Below are 20,268 nucleotides of genomic sequence, written 5' to 3'. Positions count from 1 at the left end.
TATGCAGTTTTAATTAAACTGTAAACATTTATCACTCTTTAAATCAAAGAGTAAAGTTAAAAGCTTTATGTGGTTTTGATTAAACTGCGAACAGCTGCTTCTCTTTGAACGAAAGAGAAAAGTTAGAAGTTCTTATGCAGTTTTAATTAAACTGTAAACATTTGTCACTCTTTAAATCAAAGAGTAAAGTTAAAAGCTTTATGTGGTTTTGATTAAACTGCGAACAGCTGCTTCTCTTTGAACGAAAGAGAAAAGCTAGAAGTTCTTATGCAGTTTTAATTAAACTGTCGTTCCCTTCATCTCTTTTAACCACAGAGATGCGTTAGAAGTTCTTCTAATACAATTTATACAACGCCATTCCCTACACACTCTTATAAAAGAGATTCACGCGCGTCAATAAATTGTATTACATACTAACTAAAAAGCTTTTCTTAATCGTACTAACGAAGTTAGAGGTTCTTATGTGATTGGACAACTGTTCTCCCTACTAGACTTTTAGCATAGCTGGTTAAAAGTACTATTACAGATTGTTCAATTGTATGCCCCTTTCCTTTGAACGGAATATTAAAAGCTATGTGCAGTAACTTTTAATAGGCATACCACTTTTGCATCAAGCTATAAATAATCGCATACTTTGATATTTAATCTGGCCTATCAAAGTAAACATCTATGGTTTCCTCCCCCCATAGATCCTTAAGCCACACTCATCCGATGTCATATGAGTGTGGCTATTTTTTGTGAATACACTTAACTTCACCTTTAAATGACTTCGTTTAATCTATCTCCTCCAATTTTTAAAACTTATTTCAATTAAATCTCAAATATTAATAATTCGTATAGTTTAAAACTATCTATTCAATTCCCATAAAATAAAAGGGATTGATGAAAAGCCCTTCAGTTTTTCATCAATCCCTTTTAGCATAATTAGGAACTACGTCATACTATCTACAATAACCATTTCATCGTAATTGATTGCCTCTCTTAATTTCAAAGCAGTACCTTCAGATACTTCGTCTGTATCTATCAATTCACGTAAAATGCGACGTTGTTCTCTCAATGCATTTAATTTAATTTTAGTAATCGTATCTTCACTTGCTGAGTTGAAGAAATTTGATGGTGTTAAGTTTTCAATTCGCATTAAATAACCGTCACAAACCATTCCAACTTCAAGTGTATTATCTTTTGTTGTTTCCTTAGACAAACGACTAACCACATTATAATGGACTAATTTATTAATTTTATTTAATTCCATTAAGTTATCCGTAACACTAAGTGAAGATGCGGAGTTCACTCTCGTTTGTACTCTTCGTTTTAATAAAGCACCTCGTAATAATACAATCATTCTTCTTATTAATGATGCTTGTCTATATACCTGTGTTCTTTCAGCATAACGCATATAGTTTTCAAGTACACTATTCGTTATTTGTCCTTCATCTACTAAAGACTCTAATGTTTTTGTTTCTACATTAAAAGCAATTTTTTGTAGACGTTCTAATTCTTTAGAGTTTTCATCATCTTTCTCTACAGTTTTTAAAAATGCTAATTTATCATGATATTCTTTAATCACGTTACCATATTTAAAACTTGTTTCGAAAGTAGATTTTTGATTTAGATAATCAATAACTTGTTCTAATATATAAATTCTAGCAACTTTAAACGACATATTGCCAATTACTGTTTTAGGTGCAGGTTTCGTTAATAATGGCAATAATACTTGCGCAACTACCAAACTAATAATAACCATACCAGATGCAATAAATAATAAGTCGTTTCTATACGTAAAAGCATGATGCCCTGCTAAAAAATACGGTAACGTTAATGCGATTGCTAAAGAAATTGTTCCATGCACACCACATAACGTCATAATTAAAGCGTATAAACTTCGCTTTGGTGGTTTCTCAGTCGTTGGATTATCATCATCATTTTTAGTCATCATTTTTTGGAATGGACTGATGGCTAAATAAAAATAAGGATATAAGACATAAACCCAAACAAATCTAAATAGATAGACAGCTAAAGCAACAACAATAGTGATGCCTATTAAAAAGATTAAATTGTGCGGTTCTGTTTTGATAATTTTAATAATAACTTCAGGTACTAAAAATCCTAATATTGAAAAAACAAAGCCATTTAAAACATAACCTAGTATATTCCATGTATGATTGTAACTCATTTGCAGTTGTGTACGTACTTGCATAATTCTGTCACGTTCGAAACCATGTACAAGTCCTGCAACTACTGCTGCAATGATTCCTGATGCGTGAAACAATTCAGCAATTAAATACGTAACAAATGGTGTTAACAATTGAATAATTGTAAACATATTAATGTTTTCATATCCTCGACGCATCAATGTTAATCGGAACCTTACTAATGCCATACCTATAAGTAAACCAACCACTGCGCCACCAATTGATGCAATTAAAAACAACTGAACAGCATCAACAAGTGAAAAAGCACCTGTAACTAATACTCCAACAGCTATTTTAAATGAAATAATACCAGCAGCATCATTCAATAATGACTCACCTTCAAGAATTGTCATTGCTCCTTTTGGCAAGACCTTTCCTTTAGTGATTGCTTGCACTGCTACTGCATCAGTAGGACAAAGAATGGCAGCAATTGCAAATGCTGCTCCAATAGGTAAATCTGGCCAAATCCAATGAATAAATAAACCTACACCTATCACAGTAGTAATGACTAATCCTAATGCCATCATCATCACTGGCTTAATATATTTCCTTAAATGGACTCTAGAAACATTAACACCTTCTACAAATAACAAAGGCGCAATCATTGTTACCATAAACAATTCAGAATCAAAATTAAATTGAACAGGGATTGGGGTAATAAATAGTAACATGCCCAAGAAAATTTGTATAAATGCTAGGGGTACTTTAGGTATGAAAGTATGGACAAACGAACTTAGTATCACAACAGCTATAAATATAAGAATTGTTTCAAATATTTCCAAACTTTCACCTCTCTAAAAAGTATTGTTTAATTGAAAATTAAGTATCACATCTCGTTGTAATTATACTTTAGAGGATAAATTGAGTTAGCGACCACAAAAGCACTTTAATATAGATATATGTCTACGATTGCAGTACTTAAATTTGCAATTATTTAATTTTATTTTATCACTAATTGTTTGTATAAATAAACAACTTGCTTTCACATAACAACATTAACTTATAATACAAAAAATGAGCACCTTAAAATCGACTAACCAATTTCAAAGTACTCTTTTAATGATTAATTTTGAAAACAAATCTTCAAAAGCATTGTTATGCTTAACAATTTAGCCAATACTTCAATCGTTTTGATACCATTTCTTACGATGCTCTTCTCGTTTTTTAGCACGTAATTGTAATGCTTCTGTAGAGTTTTGTTCATTTGAACTTAATAATATTGATGCATGTGTGTGAACATCATTTTTTCGATACATATAAGCGCCGTTGCGATAAGCAGCGCGAGCGACTAAGTGCATGCCGACTGGTGAAGTTAAATTAATAAAAACAAGTGACAGTAATAAACGCACACTGAAAAATCCTGTATTCACAATAAAATAAATTAATACACCGATTAAAGTTAATAACACGGATAAAGTTGAACTTTTTGTCGCAGCGTGACTTCTTAAGAAAACATCTTGGAATTTCACGATACCTATTGCACTAATAAGAGCAATAAAACTACCTAACAACAACATCACAGCAGCAATAAGACTAAAGATTTCTTTTGTTATTTCCATTAAACACATGCCCCCCACCAATAAAGCGTGATATTGAAACAGAACTTACAAAAGATATAATGGCAATGAGCATGATTGAATCTAAGAAAGAAACGGTGCCCATAAGTACACTTAACACACCCACAATTGACATTACGACAGCACTTGTTGTATCAAATGTAACGACACGATCTGCTGTTGTAGGTCCCTTGATTAATCTAAATAAACAGATGATTAATGCAATTCCAAAAATAATGAGTGAACTAATAATCATAATATGTGTTATTGTTTGTATCATCGCGACACCTCCAATATTAAGTCTTCATAATGCTTAATACTTCTTAACAAACTATCTTTTTCTTTTTCTGACACGTCGATACTATGAATAAAAAACTTTTTAGAGTCTTGAGAAATTCGTATTACTGTAGACCCTGGAGTTATAATAATTAAAATTGTTAAAAATGTTATTGCCCAATCACTTGTTAGTCTTGTTTCATATGAAAGTAATCCAGGGTTCATATCTTTTGTTTTAAAAAGAATATAATTAATAGTGCTAATGCTAGATGTTATTAATTGATATAAATAAACACCTAAAAATTTAATAGCTACCCAAATTTTTCTAACATAAAAATCATCGCTGAAAAACCTGTGTAATATATAAATGACAATTAAACCAATTAGATATCCAGAAAAGAAAGTCGAGAATTTAAAATGATCTTCATCTTGAAATAATACCCATAAGAATGCAATGATAATATTTAAAACTATTTGATTCATTTAGTCCTCTCCTTTCAAATGCGGATTTACAAGTTTTTGATATAATTGATCACTCGTGTTCAACTCAGTTGCATCACTTGTAACATTTAACACAACAGGTGCAGCAATTCCGATTGCGATAACCACAACTACTAAAATACTTAAAATTCTTTTTCGATATAGCGGGATTTTCTTAAAATTAACTTCCTCCCCATCTTTATCTCCAAAATACATATAAAAAAGTATCCTAAATAAACTGTACATTGCAATTAGACTAGTAATAATCATTAACGCTAGTCCAATATAATTGCCATTTTGCAATGCACCTTGGAAAATAAGTACTTTCCCCGGAAAGCCACTAAATGGAGGCACGCCGCCAATAGCAAAAATCATTATAATAAACGCAACTCCAAATAAAGGTTCTTTTTTAGCTAAGCCATTCAAATATTGATATTGTCGATAGCCTGTAATGTAAACTAAACTACCAATAATAAAAAATAGCAATGTTTTTACAACAATGTCATTTACCAAATAAAATATTGCACCATTAATACCTGCAAACGTGTTTGTTCCTAAACCTAAAATGATAAATCCTATTGAGATTATGACTTGGTAAGCTGCAATCTTTTTAATATCTTTATAAGCAATGACACCTATAGCGCCGATGACCATAGTTATAGCAGCCATAGTTGCTAGCAATGGATGTATGAGATCATTATGTTGATCAAATAGTAAAGTGAAGAATCGAATTAATGCATAGGCCCCTACTTTGGTCATTAACGCTGCAAATAATGCTGCAAGCTCAGTATTTAACACAGCGTAGGCTTTGGGTAGCCACATAAAAAGGACCAGCGCTGCTTTCGCACTAAATGCGACTAAGAAGATTAATGAAATCATTGTAACAGTGCGATTATCTCCCATGTCATTCAAACGCATTGCAATATGTGAAAAGTTTAATGTACCTACTGTTTTATAAAGTAAACCTATACCTAATAAGAATAGCCATGAACCAATAATATTCAAGACAACATAAATAATTGCAGCACGTAATTGTTCTACAGATTGTCCAAGTGTAATGAGTACAAATGACGCTAGTAACATAATTTCAAACATGACGTATAAATTAAATAAATCTGATGTTAGAAAAGAGCCTATCACGCCAACACTTAAAAATAATATGAACGATGGCAAGTGATAACGATTTGCTTTATGTTCGCCACGCCCAAATCCGTATGCCATAATTAAAGTAATCACAAATGAAGCGGTTGTAACCATAATTAAACTTAAAGAATCTCCTAAAAACTGTATACCAAAGGGCGCTGACCATCCTCCAAAGTCTAGCGTAATTGGACGGTGACGCTGAACATAAATTAATAGCATTAATGAAATAATTGTGGTGATAGTCATTGTACCTAAGTATAAATATTTAGAAATACGATCATTATTTTTTAAAAATACAAGGATTAAGGCACAAAGGAATGGTAATAACATTGGTAAAATCAATAAGTTACTTAGCATCATCTTCCCCCCTTAGGCCTTCAATTTCATCTTCTTTTGTTACTTTATAAGTTCTATAAACAAGTACAAGTAAAAACGCAGTCATCCCAAACCCTATAACTATTGCAGTTAGTACAATAGCTTGTAACAAGGGATCAACAAACAATTGGTTTCCACCAGTTATTAGTGGTTCTGATCTACTAGAACCATACGTTCCCATACTCATAATAATGAGATTACCAGCATGAGTATATATTGAAATTCCGATTACAATACGAATTAAATTGATTGATAAAATCATATATGTTCCTATAAACACTAAAAATCCTATAACTAGTAATAATATTAAATTCATGATCGACCTCCGCTAAGCGACAACATCACTGTGACAATAACACCAACAACTGAGAATAAAATACCTAATTCAAAAAGTGTTATTGTACTTACATGAATTTGTCCTAAAATTGGAAGTATCCAAGTTGTTTCATATTGAGACAAAAATGGTTTTCCAAAAAACATAGGTATTATCGCAGTAATAGATGATACCAATGCTCCAATAATCATTAAAATTCTAAAATCAATCGGTAAACTTTCTAAAACCTCTTCAACATTAAAAGCCAGAAACATTAAAATAAACGCTGAACTAAATATTAAACCACCAATAAACCCACCACCAGGATTATTATGACCTGCGAAGAAGACATAGAATCCGAAAGTCAATAAAATAAATACAACAAGTTTCGTGACCGTTCTTAACACGACATCATTCTCTTTCATCTTGTCCCCTCCGATCTTGATAATTTAATAATGTGTAAATACCTAGCCCAGTAATAATTAACACTAATCCTTCAAATAATGTATCTAATGCTCTAAAGTCACCAAGTATCGCATTTACAATATTTTTACCACCTGTTAGTTTGTCAGCTTTTAAATAAAAGTCTGATATTGATGATAAACCATCTGTTTGTTGTGTAATAAAAATTAATGATACAACAATAAGTGCCATCAAGAGTGATACAGAAATTTTAATTATTTCTCTTTTTTTGTTAGCGTTAGATCTTGGCACGTTTGGTAATCTTGAAAAACTGACAATAAATAGTATCGTCGTTATTGTTTCAACTACTAGCTGAGTCAATGCTAAATCAGGGGCTTTCATTGCTATAAAGAATAAGGTCACAACAAATCCGATGACTCCATTTAAAATGACCATTGTCAGTCGTTGACGTATAAAAATTAATGAAATACCAATTGTGACAGTTACGATTGCTAATATAATTTCTAATGCCCCAAATTCAGAAACATGTAACTGATGTACTTTAGGAAGCCCAATTCGAATATAACCATATCCAATAATAATCATAAATATGCCTAAGGTCATAATAATGTATTGGTTTAAACGATCTTGCATAACACGTTTAAATCGCTTCGTAGCAAACTTTTCAAAATGTCGATATACCATCTCATAGCTTTTTGAAACTGAAATCTGTCTAATTTTACCTGTGAACACTTTTTTCCAATCTACTTTGATTGCTAGTACACTACCCAATAAAATAATGATGATGGTTAAAAGAAGCGGTATGTTAAATCCATGCCATTGCGAAACATGTGGTGCCAATTGATCAATTTGATGATTACCACCTGATACAGCTCTTAATGCTGGAACGATAATCCCCTTCCCAAATATATTTGGTACAAAAAAGATTACAGGTACTAGCACCATTAATATAAGAGATGGTAAACTAAACAACCATGGTTCGTGGATATTTTTTTTAGTAAAAACCTTAGAATCATATTTTGTCCAAAATACTTCTTTTACCATGTATAGTGCATATGTGAATGTAAAAACACTCGCAATAACACCAACAAACACGATAGCTATCATTGAAATCAAACTAAATTGGGATAATTGTCCAGTTTGTGTTAATGCATCTAAAAACATTTCTTTACTTAAAAATCCATTTAAAAATGGTACTCCAGCCATAGATAGAGCCGCTATCGTCATGACTAGATTCATTTTAGGAAATAGTTGACGCATTCCACTTAAAATTCGTATATCCCTTGAACCTGCTTCATGATCTAAAATACCTACTCCCATGAAAAGCGCACATTTAAAGATGGCATGATTCATTAGATGAAATAGCGCACCAAATAATACAAATACATAAACAGATGCTATTGCGTCTTGTTGGTGTTGAGCATATCCACCACCGATACCGACTATTGCCATAATCATTCCTAGTTGACTGATTGTTGAATATGCTAGGATTCCTTTTAAATCCCATTGTTTTAAAGCTGTGATTGAACCAAATAACATTGTTATTAAACCAACAAACGTGACGATATATATGTACATATTGCTAAGACCTAATAATGGTGTAAATCGAAGTAATAAAAAGATACCAGCTTTTACCATCGTGGCTGAATGTAAATAAGCACTTACAGGTGTAGGTGCAGCCATTGCTCTAGGTAGCCAAATATGAAATGGAAATTGTGCTGATTTTGTAAATGCACCTAATAAAAACATAAAAATCATAGGGATAAACAATCCATGATTCTTAATATGATCTGCTTGTCCTAATATGTCAGTGATATTATTCGTTCCTGTCATGATATACAGCATAATAAAACCAACTAATAACGCCAATCCACCAAATACTGTAATCATAAATGATTGAATCGCACCAAATTGACTGTCACCATTGTTATACCAATATGAAATCAATAAAAATGATGATACACTCGTTAATTCCCAAAAAATGTACATCAATATCGTATTGTCTGATAATACAATACCAATCATACTGAACATAAATAACGTTAAATAAAAATAAAACCTTGGTAAATTGTCTTTTCGAGAGGATAAATATTGAGTTGCATAGAAGAATACTGCAATTCCAATAAGTGAAATAATAAGAGAAAACATTAAACTTAAACCATCTAAACGTAAATCTAAATTAATATCTAATGTCTTAATCCATGGAATAGAGGTAGAAAGATATTGCAGTTTAGCTACTGATGGTATTTGAATCAAAAAATAGATAGATGAAATTACAGGTGCAACCAACGCTATGTACCCGGCATATTTAGCCAATGCTCTACGTTTAGACATTAGAAGTATCATTGCCATAATCACAAGTATAGCAATTAATAAATAAACCAAACTCATTATTAGCCTCCTTTGTTTCTATAATTGTAATGAAATATAAATACTATGTTCACACTCATTTTCTAAACCGATAAAATTTAGTGTTTCAATAGCAGATTGATGCCCTAAATACTTTTGAATGACTGGTATAGGTATACCTTTTTGATAAGCATGATATGCAAATGTCTTACGCAATGTCGTTAGTCCTACATTATCTATACCAGCTTCAATTGATGCTTGGTGAATTATTCGATATGCTTGCTGTCTAGATAATACTTGATTTGTTCGTAGTGATTGAAAAAGAACGTCTTCATTCGAAAGACTCCTGTCCTCTATATATTGAAGTAGTTCTTTCGATAATGTTTCTGGTAACCTAATTTTAATCAACGAATGAAAATGTGCTTTACACATTTCTGATAACGTACACTTTTCAATTAGTCTCTTAACTTGAGAGACTGTAATTGTTAATAATTCTGATACTTTCAATCCACTATGTATAGCTAACTTAAAGAATAAATAGTCACGTTCAGATTTTATCTTGAGCGCTTCATACATTTTAACAATATCATCATTAAATTTAATCGCTTCTACTTTATTCATTACTCAACCTCCCCTTGCTTTAAGTGTCTTAATCATAGCTATATTATATTTTAGTTACATATATCTATTGCCTTTTTTATAGATTTTAAACATAGAAAATAAAATTAGCCATTTTATTATTTTGTTTCGATATATAGTGTGAAAGGAGGTTTTAAAATATGAGTAAAATAAACCACATCACTATTGTATTATCATTTACTAAAGTAGACGCTAACGGCAAACAAACAGAATTTAAGCGTCGATTCGCTAACATTAACCCTGATGCATCAAACGACCAAATTAAAACATTCAGCAAACTTATTGAGCGACTTACTGGAGAAACATATAGCAATATCGAACTCATCAAATCTTTATCAATTTAATCAGGAGGACATATTCATGACTAAAACACTTGAATTAAGTTTTAAATCTTCACTAGACAAGCCTGTAAAACTGCAATTACCACAATTAAACAACGTAGTGACCGAGCAAGTTGCACGTGATAGTATGAATGCATTAGTAGATTTAAATATTATAAAGTCAAATAGTGGTACTATCACCAAAGTACATTCTGCTCAAATTATTGATAAAACAACAACTGTTTTATTTGAAGATAAGAAATAGATATAAAGAAAGCGCAATTAATTTAGTATAAATACTAACACCCTAGACTTTCATCATGATTGTCTAGGGTGATTTTGTTGTAATAATGTCCTGTTTTTTTCAACATTATTGTAAATGAGTTGTATATTTTCTCTATAATGATAATGTAAATATATGATTTTATTATTAACTTTGGAAAGTGAGACTTTATTCATATGCTTCTTTTCTATATCATTGGTGTCCTAGTTGGAATGCTTATTCCTATCCAAACATCTGTCAATTCAAGACTATCACTGTATACTAAATCGCCTTTCTATACTTCATTCATTTCATTTTCAGTTGGAACAATTTGTTTAATTATTTTAAATATCATTATCAATCCAGAAGTATTTACTATTCACTTTTACAATAATCAATCATTTAACTACACATGGGTAGTCGGTGGTTTGCTTGGGGTTAGCTTTTTAACTGGCAATTTATTGTTATTGCCAAAATTAGGTGCAACATTAACTGTAATTGCAACAGTTGCGGGTCAAATTATTATGGGTGTCATTATTGATACATTTGGATTATTTGGCGCTACAATTCATGATTTTAATTTAATTAAAGCAATTGGAGTATTGTTACTCATTGTCGGCATCGTCATAATGAATCAATTTAACAAGAATAATTTATTACTAACTGATCAAAAGTATTTACTGTTTTGGCTTCTATTAGGATTTATTTTTGGTTTCTTTCCACCTATTCAAACGACAATTAATAGTGCTTTAGCTAGTCATACTCATTCACCAGCCTTTGCATCATTAGTATCATTTACAATTGGGTCAATAGCGCTATTGATTTTAACCGCTATTTTTAATCGTTCTTTAAAACTAAAAACAAGTCATTTAAAATTCGGTAAATTAAAGCCTATCTATTTTACTGGCGGTATACTTGGCATGGCTTTTGTAACAGCTAACATTATCTTAATGCCTCATATGGGTGCAGCATTAACAACACTTATTGGGATGTTTGGCCAGATTCTAATGGGCATATTGATAGATCACTTTGGATTATTTGGTTCACCTAAAATAGCAATGACATCCAGAAAAACTATTGGTCTATTATGTATTTTGACAGGCATTATACTTTTAAGATTATTTTAAATTAACTTTTAGCTTATCATTTTAACTTGTAATTATTTTTAAAAGTGATAAGCTATTTTTTTGTGGTCTAAAAATCTTTAGAAAAGCGTTGATTTGGGTAGTATGCTTTGACACAACAAATTTTAATTTAGCAAATTCGATAGTCAACTCATTCTTAAGACCTAAATTAATGTTATTTTTTAATAATTTACACCAAATTAATAGCAAAAATTATGTTATTCGTGCTAATATTTCATAGTTGGTTATTCAATTAATTAAAAATAAGTCAAAATGCACAACTTTTTATAATTCATTGAGTCGAGTTTGAAAAATAAAAGTGCTTTAATGCATGATCAATTATCGTACTTTCTATTATTTGTTACCCGTTATCAATCGGAATAACGTATAGACACTTTAACGTGCTATAGATTGGTTTTAATCACTAAATTAATGTGTTTTTCTTATCATTAAAACTGCACTGAGAATTACTAAATTAAAAAAATTATAAAAATTTTTCATTTTTAGTGATAAAATTCTGAAAAATGGGTATAAATAGTAGAAGAAGTTAACTTGGAAGAGTTAAGCTATAACAAAGAATCTCTTTAGACACACATTGAATATCGAAACATTTAATTGCGCTAAATCGTTTCATTAAATAAATTACCTTGTATTGTCGATTAAATTAAGGTAAATTATAAAAAATGCTGATATTTTTGACTAAACCAAATGCTAACCCAGAAATACAATCACTGTGTCTAATGAATAATTTGTTTTATAAACACTTTTTTGTTTACTTCTCATTTTTAATTAGTTATAATTAACTAAATAATAGAGCATTAAATATATTTAATAAAACTTATTTAATGCAAAATTATGACTAACATATCTATAATAAATAAAGATTAGATATCAATATATTATCGGGCAAATGTATCGAGCAAGATGCATCAAATAGGGAGGTTTTAAACATGGCAATTACAAAAATCAATGATTGCTTTGAGTTGTTATCAATGGTCACTTATGCTGACAAATTAAAAAGTTTAATTAAAAAGGAATTTTCAATTAGCTTTGAAGAATTCGCTGTATTGACATACATCAGCGAAAACAAAGAGAAAGAATACTATCTTAAAGATATTATTAATCATTTAAACTACAAACAACCACAAGTTGTTAAAGCAGTTAAAATTTTATCTCAAGAAGATTACTTCGATAAAAAACGTAATGAGCATGATGAAAGAACTGTATTAATTCTTGTTAATGCACAACAACGTAAAAAAATCGAATCATTATTGAGTCGAGTAAATAAACGAATCACTGAAGCAAACAACGAAATTGAACTATAATTTTGTTTAGCGCAATTTGGTGAAGTTTGATAGATGATACATTCTATTAAACTTCCTTTTTTTTATGCTCTTTTTACCTAATTGTTAAGAGGTTTTGCACTAATGGCACTTAATATAAGGAAGATAGCCGCATAACGAGCAGTATATATCAAATACATTTCAAAAAAAGCTGATTTCTATCAAATAATGAATAGTAATCAGCTTTTTCACATTGCCTAAGGACTTTATGCCCTAGGTTTATATATCACATATTATGATACGCTTTTTAAAAATTTTAAATAATAATTCATAAATGCTTCTGGTTCTTCAATATGCGGTGCATGTCCTGAATGTTCGAAGATTTTTTTCGTAACATTTAAAAAATGCGCTTCCAATTTAAAATGATTCTTATCTTTAATCAAAGGATCATGTTCCCCATTAATTAACAAAGTAGGTACACATGTACGTTTTTTTAAATACATAGGTTCATCTTTATGCAAAATTAATGAACGAATTGCCACCGCACTATCATCCTCAGACTTAATGCTATATATTCTTTGTTTTTGATACCATTTCATCGTCTTCTCTTGATTTCTAAACAATTTAGAAAATAAAAGAATATACGCTTCAGACTTATTAAAACCCGCTATATCATCTTGATATTGTATTAACAATTGAGTAAAGCTGTGTATTAAGTCATCTTTCTTCGATGCAATGGTAGTTAATGATTTTACACGATAAGCATATTTATCTGTAAATAACTTAGCAACTACCCCACCTAAATCATGTCCTAGAATATGTGCCTCATGAATATTTAACTTCTCCATTAGAATTTTTAAATCCTCAACGTGATCGTTTAAATCGTATGATTCACTTTTAGAAGACTTGCCATGACCTCTTAAATCGTAAGTAAGTACTTTATATGATGATGCTAGTTGATGTTGCAAATCTTCAAATCCAGCTAAATTACCATCCAATCCATGAAGTAATATTATAGGATCCCCTTTACCTTCAATTTGATAAGTTAATTGGATTTGAGGATTAATTGTGACTTTATTCATTGTGACACCTCCCTCAATAAACTATATACCCAACCTTCATTCTATATACGCTTCCATTTTATAAACAATTTTTTTAAATTATTTATAAATTACCAAAAGTTATTCCAACAATAAAAAAACTATTCATCTCAATTAATACAATTAATCAAGTGAATAGTTTTATCATATTTATAATCTTGTACGTGAAGATAATCTAATTGTGAAATATATAACTAGAACTACTAATAATATCCATATAATTAATGAAAAAATCTGGGCTGATTGTGGATTATGAATCATTGCATCGACGGTTTTTTGACAAAATAATAACCCGATTCCCGAAAACTCAAGTCGCTTATAAAATATGCCGGCAATTACTAAAATAATACCAATGAAAAAGAAAAATTGATGTCCAAAATTTGTAATTGGTATAACGCCCCAAGTAATATTAAATGCTTGTAATATAATTAATAACAAGGATATGATAGCGATAATTGTACCCATAATCATTTCTATTTTATTACTACGCAAGTAATTCTTTTGAGACACCCTTAGGTATACAACAATAGTCATTGGAAAAATCACTAAACAATAAAATAGACTCATTCCAGTAATAGCTTGAAACTGAACATACTGTTTATCATATAAATAGGATATGAGAATGAAGTTTATAATAAAGAAAATAACTGGATTCATTTGTAAAGCAAACAAATTCCTTTGAATCATTAATATGATTTGTGCTGGAGATTTTCTTTTATATTCAATATAATCTTGATCTTTCTTTTCAGAATTTTTTATATCAGTAATTACTTTCTCTTTAATATCATCAATCAAATGCGGTGATAAACCTTTATGATTAAAGTAATCTTCTATATTTTCTAGTAAAATTTTATCGTTAATACGCATTGGTAGTACTCCTTTAAAATGAAACATCTTTATTTATTGTATTGGTTTAATTTCCCCTTCGCAAATCATAAAAATTAATATTCACTGTATTATGCCATGTAATAAAATAACCGACAAGTATTGCGATTTAACTTGTCGGTTAAGCACGATTAATTTAATTATTATTTTTCCAAATCAATACGATATAATTTTATGTTTTTATCTTTTGGTGCTGAGGCAAATTGATAAGTCGTTTTGCCTTTTTCAATATATCCAAAATTACCAGCAACTTTGCTATATTCCGTATGTGTTACTGCTTTGCCAACATAATTTTTAACAGCTTGATATGTTGGACCATTAGCATCATTATACATCATTGAAATATGAGTTACTTTACCATTGTTTTTCTTACCATCAGTAGTTACTAATAACATACCTTTTTTAGTATGGAATTCGTAATAATGTTCAGTTCCATCTTCATTGTAAGAATACATCGGATTTTTGTACTTAGTTAAAACATCTTTAATAGATTCGCCAATTTTCACATTTTCTAATGACTGATCACCCTTAATTAATTGTTTAACAGTATCAATAGAGTTGCCACTTGCTGCTTCGGCACTAGTATTCACTAAGCCTACTCCCATTACAACAGAACATGCAATTATACTTGCCGTTAGTAGCTTTTTCATAAGCACTCTCTCCTTTTATTTATATCGTCTTGTGCTCACAACCATTATACAACAATCATTTCTAAAACAACAGTCATATTACAATTATATTACAAATAATAATTACTACTTTTATATTTCACTTATCACTAAAAATTAAACATGCTTTTCATCGTGATGTTTGTTGATAAATGCAGCTGTATCTTCGACGAATCTTTCTTGCTCTTCAACAAATGGGAATGCACTTGATTCTTGATATACTTCAAAGTCCGCATTTTGGATTAAATCAGCTACTTCTTTAGCTTCTAATCTTGTTGTTCTTTCACCGAATTCTCCTGCAATAATTTTTGTCGGTACTACGACATTTCTATAAGTTTGAGAAATATCAGCGTTTTTGAATACCTCTTTAACTGCTTGAATTTCTTCTTTAGTTGATATTTCATTTGTATCTACGACATGTTTGAGGAATCGATTCATTTTTCTCGGACGATAATACTTACGCTTATTTAAAAATTTATCTTGTTTTTCAGGATCCCAGTTTCGAATAATATGGGCATATTTTCTAAATAAACGTTCTTCCGGTAATTCACCTTCAATAGATGTTGGATTTACCAACGTAAGTGATGATGTAAATTCAGGATAACGTACTGAAATATCCGCACCAATGATTCCACCCATTTCATGGCATACAAATGCAACTTCTTCAATATATAAATATTTAAGTAATTCAACAATGTCATCAGAAAAATCTTTTATTTCAATGTGACGAGGTTTATCAGAATAGCCATGTCCACGTAAATCAATTAACACAACTTGAAATGATTTTGCTAATTCTGCTGCTAATTTATTAAACACAGAATAATTATCAAGTACAGTATGAATCAATACGATAGGATAGCCTTCACCTAATGTACTGTAATGTATCGATGTTCCATCTTTTCTAGTAAATAGATCCATAATTTTCTCCTTTATTATCATTTTTTATTGGTAAAATGGTTAATAATTCTTCCACTGTTGTAATTGTAAAATCAACTTCTTCTTCGAGTGGTTCAATTTCAGCATCTTCTTGTTTATACCATACACTAACCATGCCCATAGCTCGTGCTGGAGCTACATCATTTAACGCATCATCGCCAACATACATAATTTGCTCAGGTAATACCCCTAGTTGATCAATCATATCTTCAAAAATTTTAGGATGTGGTTTACGAAAACCAACTGTTTCTGATGTTGATAAATAATTAATAACATGCATCAAACCAAGTGAATGTAATCGAAATTGTTTAATCTTAGATTTACCATTTGCGATAACACCAATTTGAAAGCCTTTTTGCGATAGCTTTTCTAGTGTATACAAAGTATCGTAATAAGGAAATACATAACGATAAAAATGCATTTCAAAATCATTAAATAAGTCTTTCCAAGTTAACCTATCTACATGGAAACGTTTAATGATTTCTTTATATAAATCAGGTTTATCATTATCTTCATCGTCATCTAGCTCAATAAATGCTTTTTTAAAATCTGCCAGTTGAACATGAATTAAGTAGTCATGAAATCGTTCATATTGCTCTTCGATAAATTTCTCTCGAGATTTAACTCTGTCCAACAACGTACCTTCTAAATCAAATACAACTGCTTTAATTTGATTCAAATCCATCGCTTATGCCCTCTTTATGTTTATAGTTATTTTTATTTTAGCAAATGTCATGTGCTAGTGTAACCGTTTCGACTGAGATATTAGCATGTAAAATAACACTGGTATACCAATTAATGCAATAATAATGCTTGCCGGTATTTGTACTGGTGACAGTATATGGCTACCAATAAAATCTGCCATAACCATTATTTGTCCTCCAATTACAATATTCAAAGCCAATTGTCTTCCTAATGATTGTTTCCACTGCCATTTTCTAATGAGTTGTGGTATCACCATACCAATGAATCCAATGATGCCAACATATGCGACATTTATCGCCGTTATCATAGAAGCTATACATAACGCGATATATGTAATCAATTGAACATTTAAGCCTAGTGACTGACTTTTTAGTTCTCCTAATTGCAATAACTTTAGTTGATTAAGAATGATAAATATACCAAACAGTGCAATGATAAATGTGATTGCTATTATGGATACATTTGAGTATTCTGCATCACCAAAGCCACCAAACAAATAATTGGCAATTGTATTTAATTTGCGAGGTTTTAATAAAATCAAAAAATATAGAAGTGAATTGAATAATGCACCAATCATTAAACCACTTAATATTAAGATTCTAACTGGATAGCCTTGGCTCAATACCGACGTAATGACTAATACAGTTATTAATGTTATCAAACTAAATGTTATTGAAAATACAGGAATCCATAACGTTGTTAAACCTAAAAATAATGCTAATCCTGAACCAAATGTAGCACCGCTTGCCAATCCTAATGTAAAGCTATCTGCCAATGCATTATTTAAAACTGTTTGAAATATAAGACCTGCAACTGTTAATATCATACCTGTCAACAATGCTTCTAATAATCTCGGTAATCTAACATTGATTAAAATAGACTGGTTAAATACATCATTGATATCCCCCAACTGCCAAAATAGATATATGCTAGTTGTTATAATCAATATGACTATCCAGCTCAATAATACTTTATTAAATGTCATAGCATTCTCTTTTCTTTCATCGATAATTACATTCATTATAGCAATCACATACTCGCGTTGCTATCATTCACTAAATATATTTTAAAAACCCCTTATCTCAAACATGTATTTTTTTACATGTAGCAATAAGGGGCATAATTAGAATGGTTTATTTTCTATAAATTGCATCTCTTAATTCTTTTAATCCTTCATCAATACGTGGACCTGGTCTTGATACTTCATCACCATTTACAACTTCAATACGTGTATTCTTGACAGCATTAATTTTATTGAATCCACCCCTTTTTTTGATGATATCCATATAATCTGATCTTGTCTTAGCTTCCGTCGAAATTAATATATCTGGGTTCTTTTTAATAATACTTTCCTTCGTTACAGGGTTCCAACCATTAATGTCACTATAAACATTTTGGGCTTCTAATTTTTCTAACATATCATTAAAAAATGTATGCTTCCCTGCTGTATATATTTCAGGCTTTGATGAAACCTCAATAAATACTTTTGATTTTTTATGATGAGCAGGAATTGAATCTATGACTTTATCGATATTATCTTTAGTTTCCTCAACAAGTTGTTCAGCCTGCTTATCATGATGCGTTAATTTCCCAATTTGCTTAAATGTGTTGTATGTTTCATCAATTGATTGTGCATCTTTAACATACACTACTTTGATGCCTTGTTTCTCTAATGATGACAATACTTTATTAGCAGTTGCCTTTTGCGACTCATGCGCAAGAATTAGATCTGGCTTTGCCTTTAAAAGTTCCTCTTTATTTAGATTCAAAGCATCAAATTGTTTCTTACCCTCTTTCACATCTTTTGGATAATCATCAACCGTTGAAACACCAACTATGTATTTACCTAATCCTAATTCATATAAAATTTCAGTATTACTAGGCATTAACGAAACAATTCTATGGTACGGCGATTTAGACGAGCCATTATCATCGCTACCTTGTTTATCATTATCTTTCATACCACAGCCACTCAGGACAAGCATAAAAATCAAAATAAAAGCAATTAACGATTTCTTCACACTATCACATCTCCTTTTTAATCCCACTTTTCGCTTTAGCGATTAGAGGGATTTATGCAGTTGTGCGGTAGCATCCAACTGCGTTCCTCTTCATCTTTAGCGATTAGAGGCTTTTATGCAGTTGTGCCTTAGCATCCAACTGCGTTCCTCTTCACCTTTAGTGATTAGAGGCTTTTATGCAGTTGTGCCTTAGCATCCAACTGCGTTCCTCTTCACCTTTAGTGATTAGAGGCTTTTATGCAGTTGCTGCACAAACAAACAACTGTTTTTTTCTTTATATGCTTCTATTTATTATATAAGTCCACATACTAAAAGAAAATAGTAAATTATTTTTTATATTTCATATAAACTCATCTATCTAACTTCACAGCGTTTACTTTTTAAAGTAAGGTTCTAAAAAATCATAATTCTTTATATCTTTGTCTCTAAAGTAATGTTTACCAAATACATCTAACAGAGCATGAAATTCATTAGCATCTTGATTTGTAAAATGATTTGGTAATGTGACTACTTTTTTTAATTGATCATAATTTTTAGTGTTTTCATATCCTAATTTATCATATATTTTTCTTGTATAGCTATCTGGAATAAATTCAATACGTCCGAATATATAAACAAGTAAGACATCTGCTGTTTCACTTCCAATACCTTTCAAAGATAATAATTCTTTTCTTAATCCACCTTTATATCGCTCATTAATCTCTTGATAATTGAAATGATGTCGTGCTAACCATGTTAATAATGTTTTAATCGTCAGTGATTTACTTTTATAAAAGCCACTTGAATGTATCAATGATTGTAACGTTTCAATAGGTAGTTCTAATATATGATTGGGATTAAAATGCGTATGTTCTTTAATCTGATTCAATGCAATTTCTGCATTTCGCCATCTAGTATTTTGAACTAAAATTGCACCTAACATCAGTTCAATGTCATTATCAGCAGGCCACCAATTTTGCGGTCCCATATGCCTATATAACAATTTATACAATTCATCAGTTCCTAACATTTACACCCTCCTTTTAGAGCCCCTAATTAATAAATTAATTAGGGGCTCTTATGCAGTTGCTGCGCAAGCAAGCCAACTGTATTCCTTTACTCCCCTTGAGCTTTAGCGATTTAGGCTCTCTTATGCAGTTGTGCAGTAGCATCCAACTGCGTCCCTCTTAACCTTATTCACATACTAAGCATTCCCCAATATGTCACATACCTAATTAA

20 protein-coding genes and 1 pseudogene are annotated in these 20,268 nt (G+C 30.6%); 4 read left to right on the top strand and 17 right to left on the bottom strand.

Annotated features, from left to right (window positions below):
• Positions 1-931: 931 nt before the first annotated feature.
• The 9 genes from KI230_RS03105 to KI230_RS03065 form a co-directional block, all read right to left on the bottom strand.
• Positions 932-2,974, bottom strand: coding sequence for a cation:proton antiporter (locus KI230_RS03105; RefSeq protein WP_000402172.1), 2,043 nt, complete (start codon positions 2,972-2,974; stop codon positions 932-934).
• Positions 2,975-3,313: 339 nt separating this feature from the next.
• Positions 3,314-3,751, bottom strand: a complete 438-nt coding sequence (mnhG2, locus tag KI230_RS03100; RefSeq protein WP_000406617.1) for a Na+/H+ antiporter Mnh2 subunit G — start codon at positions 3,749-3,751, stop codon at positions 3,314-3,316.
• Entirely contained in the window at positions 3,726-4,028 is a 303-nt protein-coding gene (gene mnhF2, locus KI230_RS03095; protein ID WP_000616642.1) for a Na+/H+ antiporter Mnh2 subunit F, read from the bottom strand. Before mnhF2 ends, mnhG2 begins: the two co-directional genes overlap by 26 nt.
• Positions 4,025-4,507: a Na+/H+ antiporter Mnh2 subunit E gene (gene mnhE2 / locus KI230_RS03090; RefSeq protein WP_001071971.1), complete on the bottom strand. Its 483-nt coding sequence runs from the start codon at positions 4,505-4,507 to the stop codon at positions 4,025-4,027. Before mnhE2 ends, mnhF2 begins: the two co-directional genes overlap by 4 nt.
• Complete coding sequence (mnhD2, locus tag KI230_RS03085) at positions 4,508-6,004, bottom strand: Na+/H+ antiporter Mnh2 subunit D (protein WP_000950548.1); 1,497 nt, start codon at positions 6,002-6,004, stop codon at positions 4,508-4,510.
• Positions 5,994-6,338 (bottom strand): Na+/H+ antiporter Mnh2 subunit C, encoded by a 345-nt coding sequence (mnhC2, locus tag KI230_RS03080; RefSeq protein ID WP_001048985.1) that lies wholly within the window; start codon positions 6,336-6,338, stop codon positions 5,994-5,996. Before mnhC2 ends, mnhD2 begins: the two co-directional genes overlap by 11 nt.
• Positions 6,335-6,760, bottom strand: coding sequence for a Na+/H+ antiporter Mnh2 subunit B (gene mnhB2 / locus KI230_RS03075; protein ID WP_000661906.1), 426 nt, complete (start codon positions 6,758-6,760; stop codon positions 6,335-6,337). The genes mnhC2 and mnhB2 overlap by 4 nt, the downstream gene beginning before the upstream one ends.
• The gene (mnhA2, locus tag KI230_RS03070; RefSeq protein WP_045177991.1) at positions 6,747-9,149 is read right to left on the bottom strand and encodes a Na+/H+ antiporter Mnh2 subunit A; all 2,403 of its coding nucleotides are present in this window, start codon (positions 9,147-9,149) and stop codon (positions 6,747-6,749) included. Before mnhA2 ends, mnhB2 begins: the two co-directional genes overlap by 14 nt.
• 18 nt (positions 9,150-9,167) lie before the next feature.
• Positions 9,168-9,728 (bottom strand): tyrosine-type recombinase/integrase, encoded by a 561-nt coding sequence (locus KI230_RS03065; protein ID WP_001044915.1) that lies wholly within the window; start codon positions 9,726-9,728, stop codon positions 9,168-9,170.
• 158 nt (positions 9,729-9,886) lie between these two features.
• Here KI230_RS03065 and sroA point away from each other — a divergent pair, with 158 nt between their 5' ends.
• The 4 genes from sroA to sarA all read left to right on the top strand — a co-directional run bounded on the left by sroA (position 9,887) and on the right by sarA (position 12,777).
• A complete protein-coding gene (sroA, locus tag KI230_RS03060; protein ID WP_000036088.1) occupies positions 9,887-10,090 on the top strand; it encodes a sigS mRNA-stabilizing protein SroA in 204 nt (67 codons plus the stop codon).
• 16 nt (positions 10,091-10,106) lie between these two features.
• Positions 10,107-10,331, top strand: coding sequence for a DUF2922 domain-containing protein (locus tag KI230_RS03055; RefSeq protein ID WP_000169042.1), 225 nt, complete (start codon positions 10,107-10,109; stop codon positions 10,329-10,331).
• 194 nt (positions 10,332-10,525) lie between these two features.
• Positions 10,526-11,455, top strand: a complete 930-nt coding sequence (locus KI230_RS03050; protein WP_001553862.1) for a DMT family transporter — start codon at positions 10,526-10,528, stop codon at positions 11,453-11,455.
• Between the two features lie 947 nt (positions 11,456-12,402).
• The gene (sarA, locus tag KI230_RS03045; RefSeq protein WP_001018677.1) at positions 12,403-12,777 is read left to right on the top strand and encodes a global transcriptional regulator SarA; all 375 of its coding nucleotides are present in this window, start codon (positions 12,403-12,405) and stop codon (positions 12,775-12,777) included.
• Between the two features lie 251 nt (positions 12,778-13,028).
• On the opposite strand, the gene KI230_RS03040 is transcribed toward sarA, so the two are convergent.
• The 8 genes and pseudogenes from KI230_RS03040 to KI230_RS03005 form a co-directional block, all read right to left on the bottom strand.
• The gene (locus KI230_RS03040) at positions 13,029-13,817 is read right to left on the bottom strand and encodes an alpha/beta fold hydrolase (protein ID WP_001045421.1); all 789 of its coding nucleotides are present in this window, start codon (positions 13,815-13,817) and stop codon (positions 13,029-13,031) included.
• Positions 13,818-13,985: 168 nt separating this feature from the next.
• Positions 13,986-14,702 carry a hypothetical protein gene (locus KI230_RS03035; protein ID WP_001222133.1) on the bottom strand — a complete coding sequence of 239 codons (717 nt, stop codon included), beginning with the start codon at positions 14,700-14,702 and terminating at the stop codon, positions 13,986-13,988.
• A 161-nt stretch (positions 14,703-14,863) separates the two neighbouring features.
• Positions 14,864-15,370 carry an SA0570 family protein gene (locus KI230_RS03030; RefSeq protein ID WP_000735558.1) on the bottom strand — a complete coding sequence of 169 codons (507 nt, stop codon included), beginning with the start codon at positions 15,368-15,370 and terminating at the stop codon, positions 14,864-14,866.
• A 135-nt stretch (positions 15,371-15,505) separates the two neighbouring features.
• Positions 15,506-16,306 carry an alpha/beta fold hydrolase gene (locus KI230_RS03025; RefSeq protein WP_000362967.1) on the bottom strand — a complete coding sequence of 267 codons (801 nt, stop codon included), beginning with the start codon at positions 16,304-16,306 and terminating at the stop codon, positions 15,506-15,508.
• Positions 16,290-17,009 (bottom strand): HAD family hydrolase, encoded by a 720-nt coding sequence (locus tag KI230_RS03020; RefSeq protein ID WP_000365354.1) that lies wholly within the window; start codon positions 17,007-17,009, stop codon positions 16,290-16,292. Before KI230_RS03020 ends, KI230_RS03025 begins: the two co-directional genes overlap by 17 nt.
• Before the next feature lie 54 nt (positions 17,010-17,063).
• A complete protein-coding gene (locus tag KI230_RS03015; protein ID WP_010922824.1) occupies positions 17,064-18,014 on the bottom strand; it encodes a FecCD family ABC transporter permease in 951 nt (316 codons plus the stop codon).
• A 148-nt stretch (positions 18,015-18,162) separates the two neighbouring features.
• Positions 18,163-18,942, bottom strand: a pseudogene (locus KI230_RS03010) (ABC transporter substrate-binding protein); the annotation flags it as partial.
• A gap of 481 nt (positions 18,943-19,423) precedes the next feature.
• On the bottom strand, positions 19,424-20,059 hold the full coding sequence (locus KI230_RS03005) for an endonuclease III domain-containing protein (protein ID WP_000901749.1): 636 nt from the start codon (positions 20,057-20,059) through the stop codon (positions 19,424-19,426).
• Positions 20,060-20,268: the final 209 nt, after the last annotated feature.

It is taken from the genome of Staphylococcus sp. MZ3 (assembly GCF_018622755.1).
In the GTDB taxonomy this organism is placed as follows: Bacteria; Bacillota; Bacilli; order Staphylococcales; family Staphylococcaceae; genus Staphylococcus; species Staphylococcus aureus.
This window is presented reverse-complemented; position numbering and strand designations above follow the sequence as displayed.

Coding starts and splice junctions, on each gene's coding strand:
- KI230_RS03005 (WP_000901749.1), bottom strand. CDS start 20,059: ATGTTAGGAACTGATGAATTGTATAAATTGTTATATAGGCATATGGGA.
- sroA (WP_000036088.1), top strand. CDS start 9,887: ATGAGTAAAATAAACCACATCACTATTGTATTATCATTTACTAAAGTA.
- mnhE2 (WP_001071971.1), bottom strand. CDS start 4,507: ATGAATCAAATAGTTTTAAATATTATCATTGCATTCTTATGGGTATTA.
- KI230_RS03055 (WP_000169042.1), top strand. CDS start 10,107: ATGACTAAAACACTTGAATTAAGTTTTAAATCTTCACTAGACAAGCCT.
- mnhB2 (WP_000661906.1), bottom strand. CDS start 6,760: ATGAAAGAGAATGATGTCGTGTTAAGAACGGTCACGAAACTTGTTGTA.
- KI230_RS03035 (WP_001222133.1), bottom strand. CDS start 14,702: ATGCGTATTAACGATAAAATTTTACTAGAAAATATAGAAGATTACTTT.
- KI230_RS03015 (WP_010922824.1), bottom strand. CDS start 18,014: ATGACATTTAATAAAGTATTATTGAGCTGGATAGTCATATTGATTATA.
- mnhG2 (WP_000406617.1), bottom strand. CDS start 3,751: ATGGAAATAACAAAAGAAATCTTTAGTCTTATTGCTGCTGTGATGTTG.
- KI230_RS03065 (WP_001044915.1), bottom strand. CDS start 9,728: ATGAATAAAGTAGAAGCGATTAAATTTAATGATGATATTGTTAAAATG.
- KI230_RS03025 (WP_000362967.1), bottom strand. CDS start 16,306: ATGGATCTATTTACTAGAAAAGATGGAACATCGATACATTACAGTACA.
- mnhA2 (WP_045177991.1), bottom strand. CDS start 9,149: ATGAGTTTGGTTTATTTATTAATTGCTATACTTGTGATTATGGCAATG.
- mnhD2 (WP_000950548.1), bottom strand. CDS start 6,004: ATGCTAAGTAACTTATTGATTTTACCAATGTTATTACCATTCCTTTGT.
- KI230_RS03050 (WP_001553862.1), top strand. CDS start 10,526: ATGCTTCTTTTCTATATCATTGGTGTCCTAGTTGGAATGCTTATTCCT.
- mnhF2 (WP_000616642.1), bottom strand. CDS start 4,028: ATGATACAAACAATAACACATATTATGATTATTAGTTCACTCATTATT.
- sarA (WP_001018677.1), top strand. CDS start 12,403: ATGGCAATTACAAAAATCAATGATTGCTTTGAGTTGTTATCAATGGTC.
- mnhC2 (WP_001048985.1), bottom strand. CDS start 6,338: ATGAATTTAATATTATTACTAGTTATAGGATTTTTAGTGTTTATAGGA.
- KI230_RS03020 (WP_000365354.1), bottom strand. CDS start 17,009: ATGGATTTGAATCAAATTAAAGCAGTTGTATTTGATTTAGAAGGTACG.
- KI230_RS03030 (WP_000735558.1), bottom strand. CDS start 15,370: ATGAAAAAGCTACTAACGGCAAGTATAATTGCATGTTCTGTTGTAATG.
- KI230_RS03040 (WP_001045421.1), bottom strand. CDS start 13,817: ATGAATAAAGTCACAATTAATCCTCAAATCCAATTAACTTATCAAATT.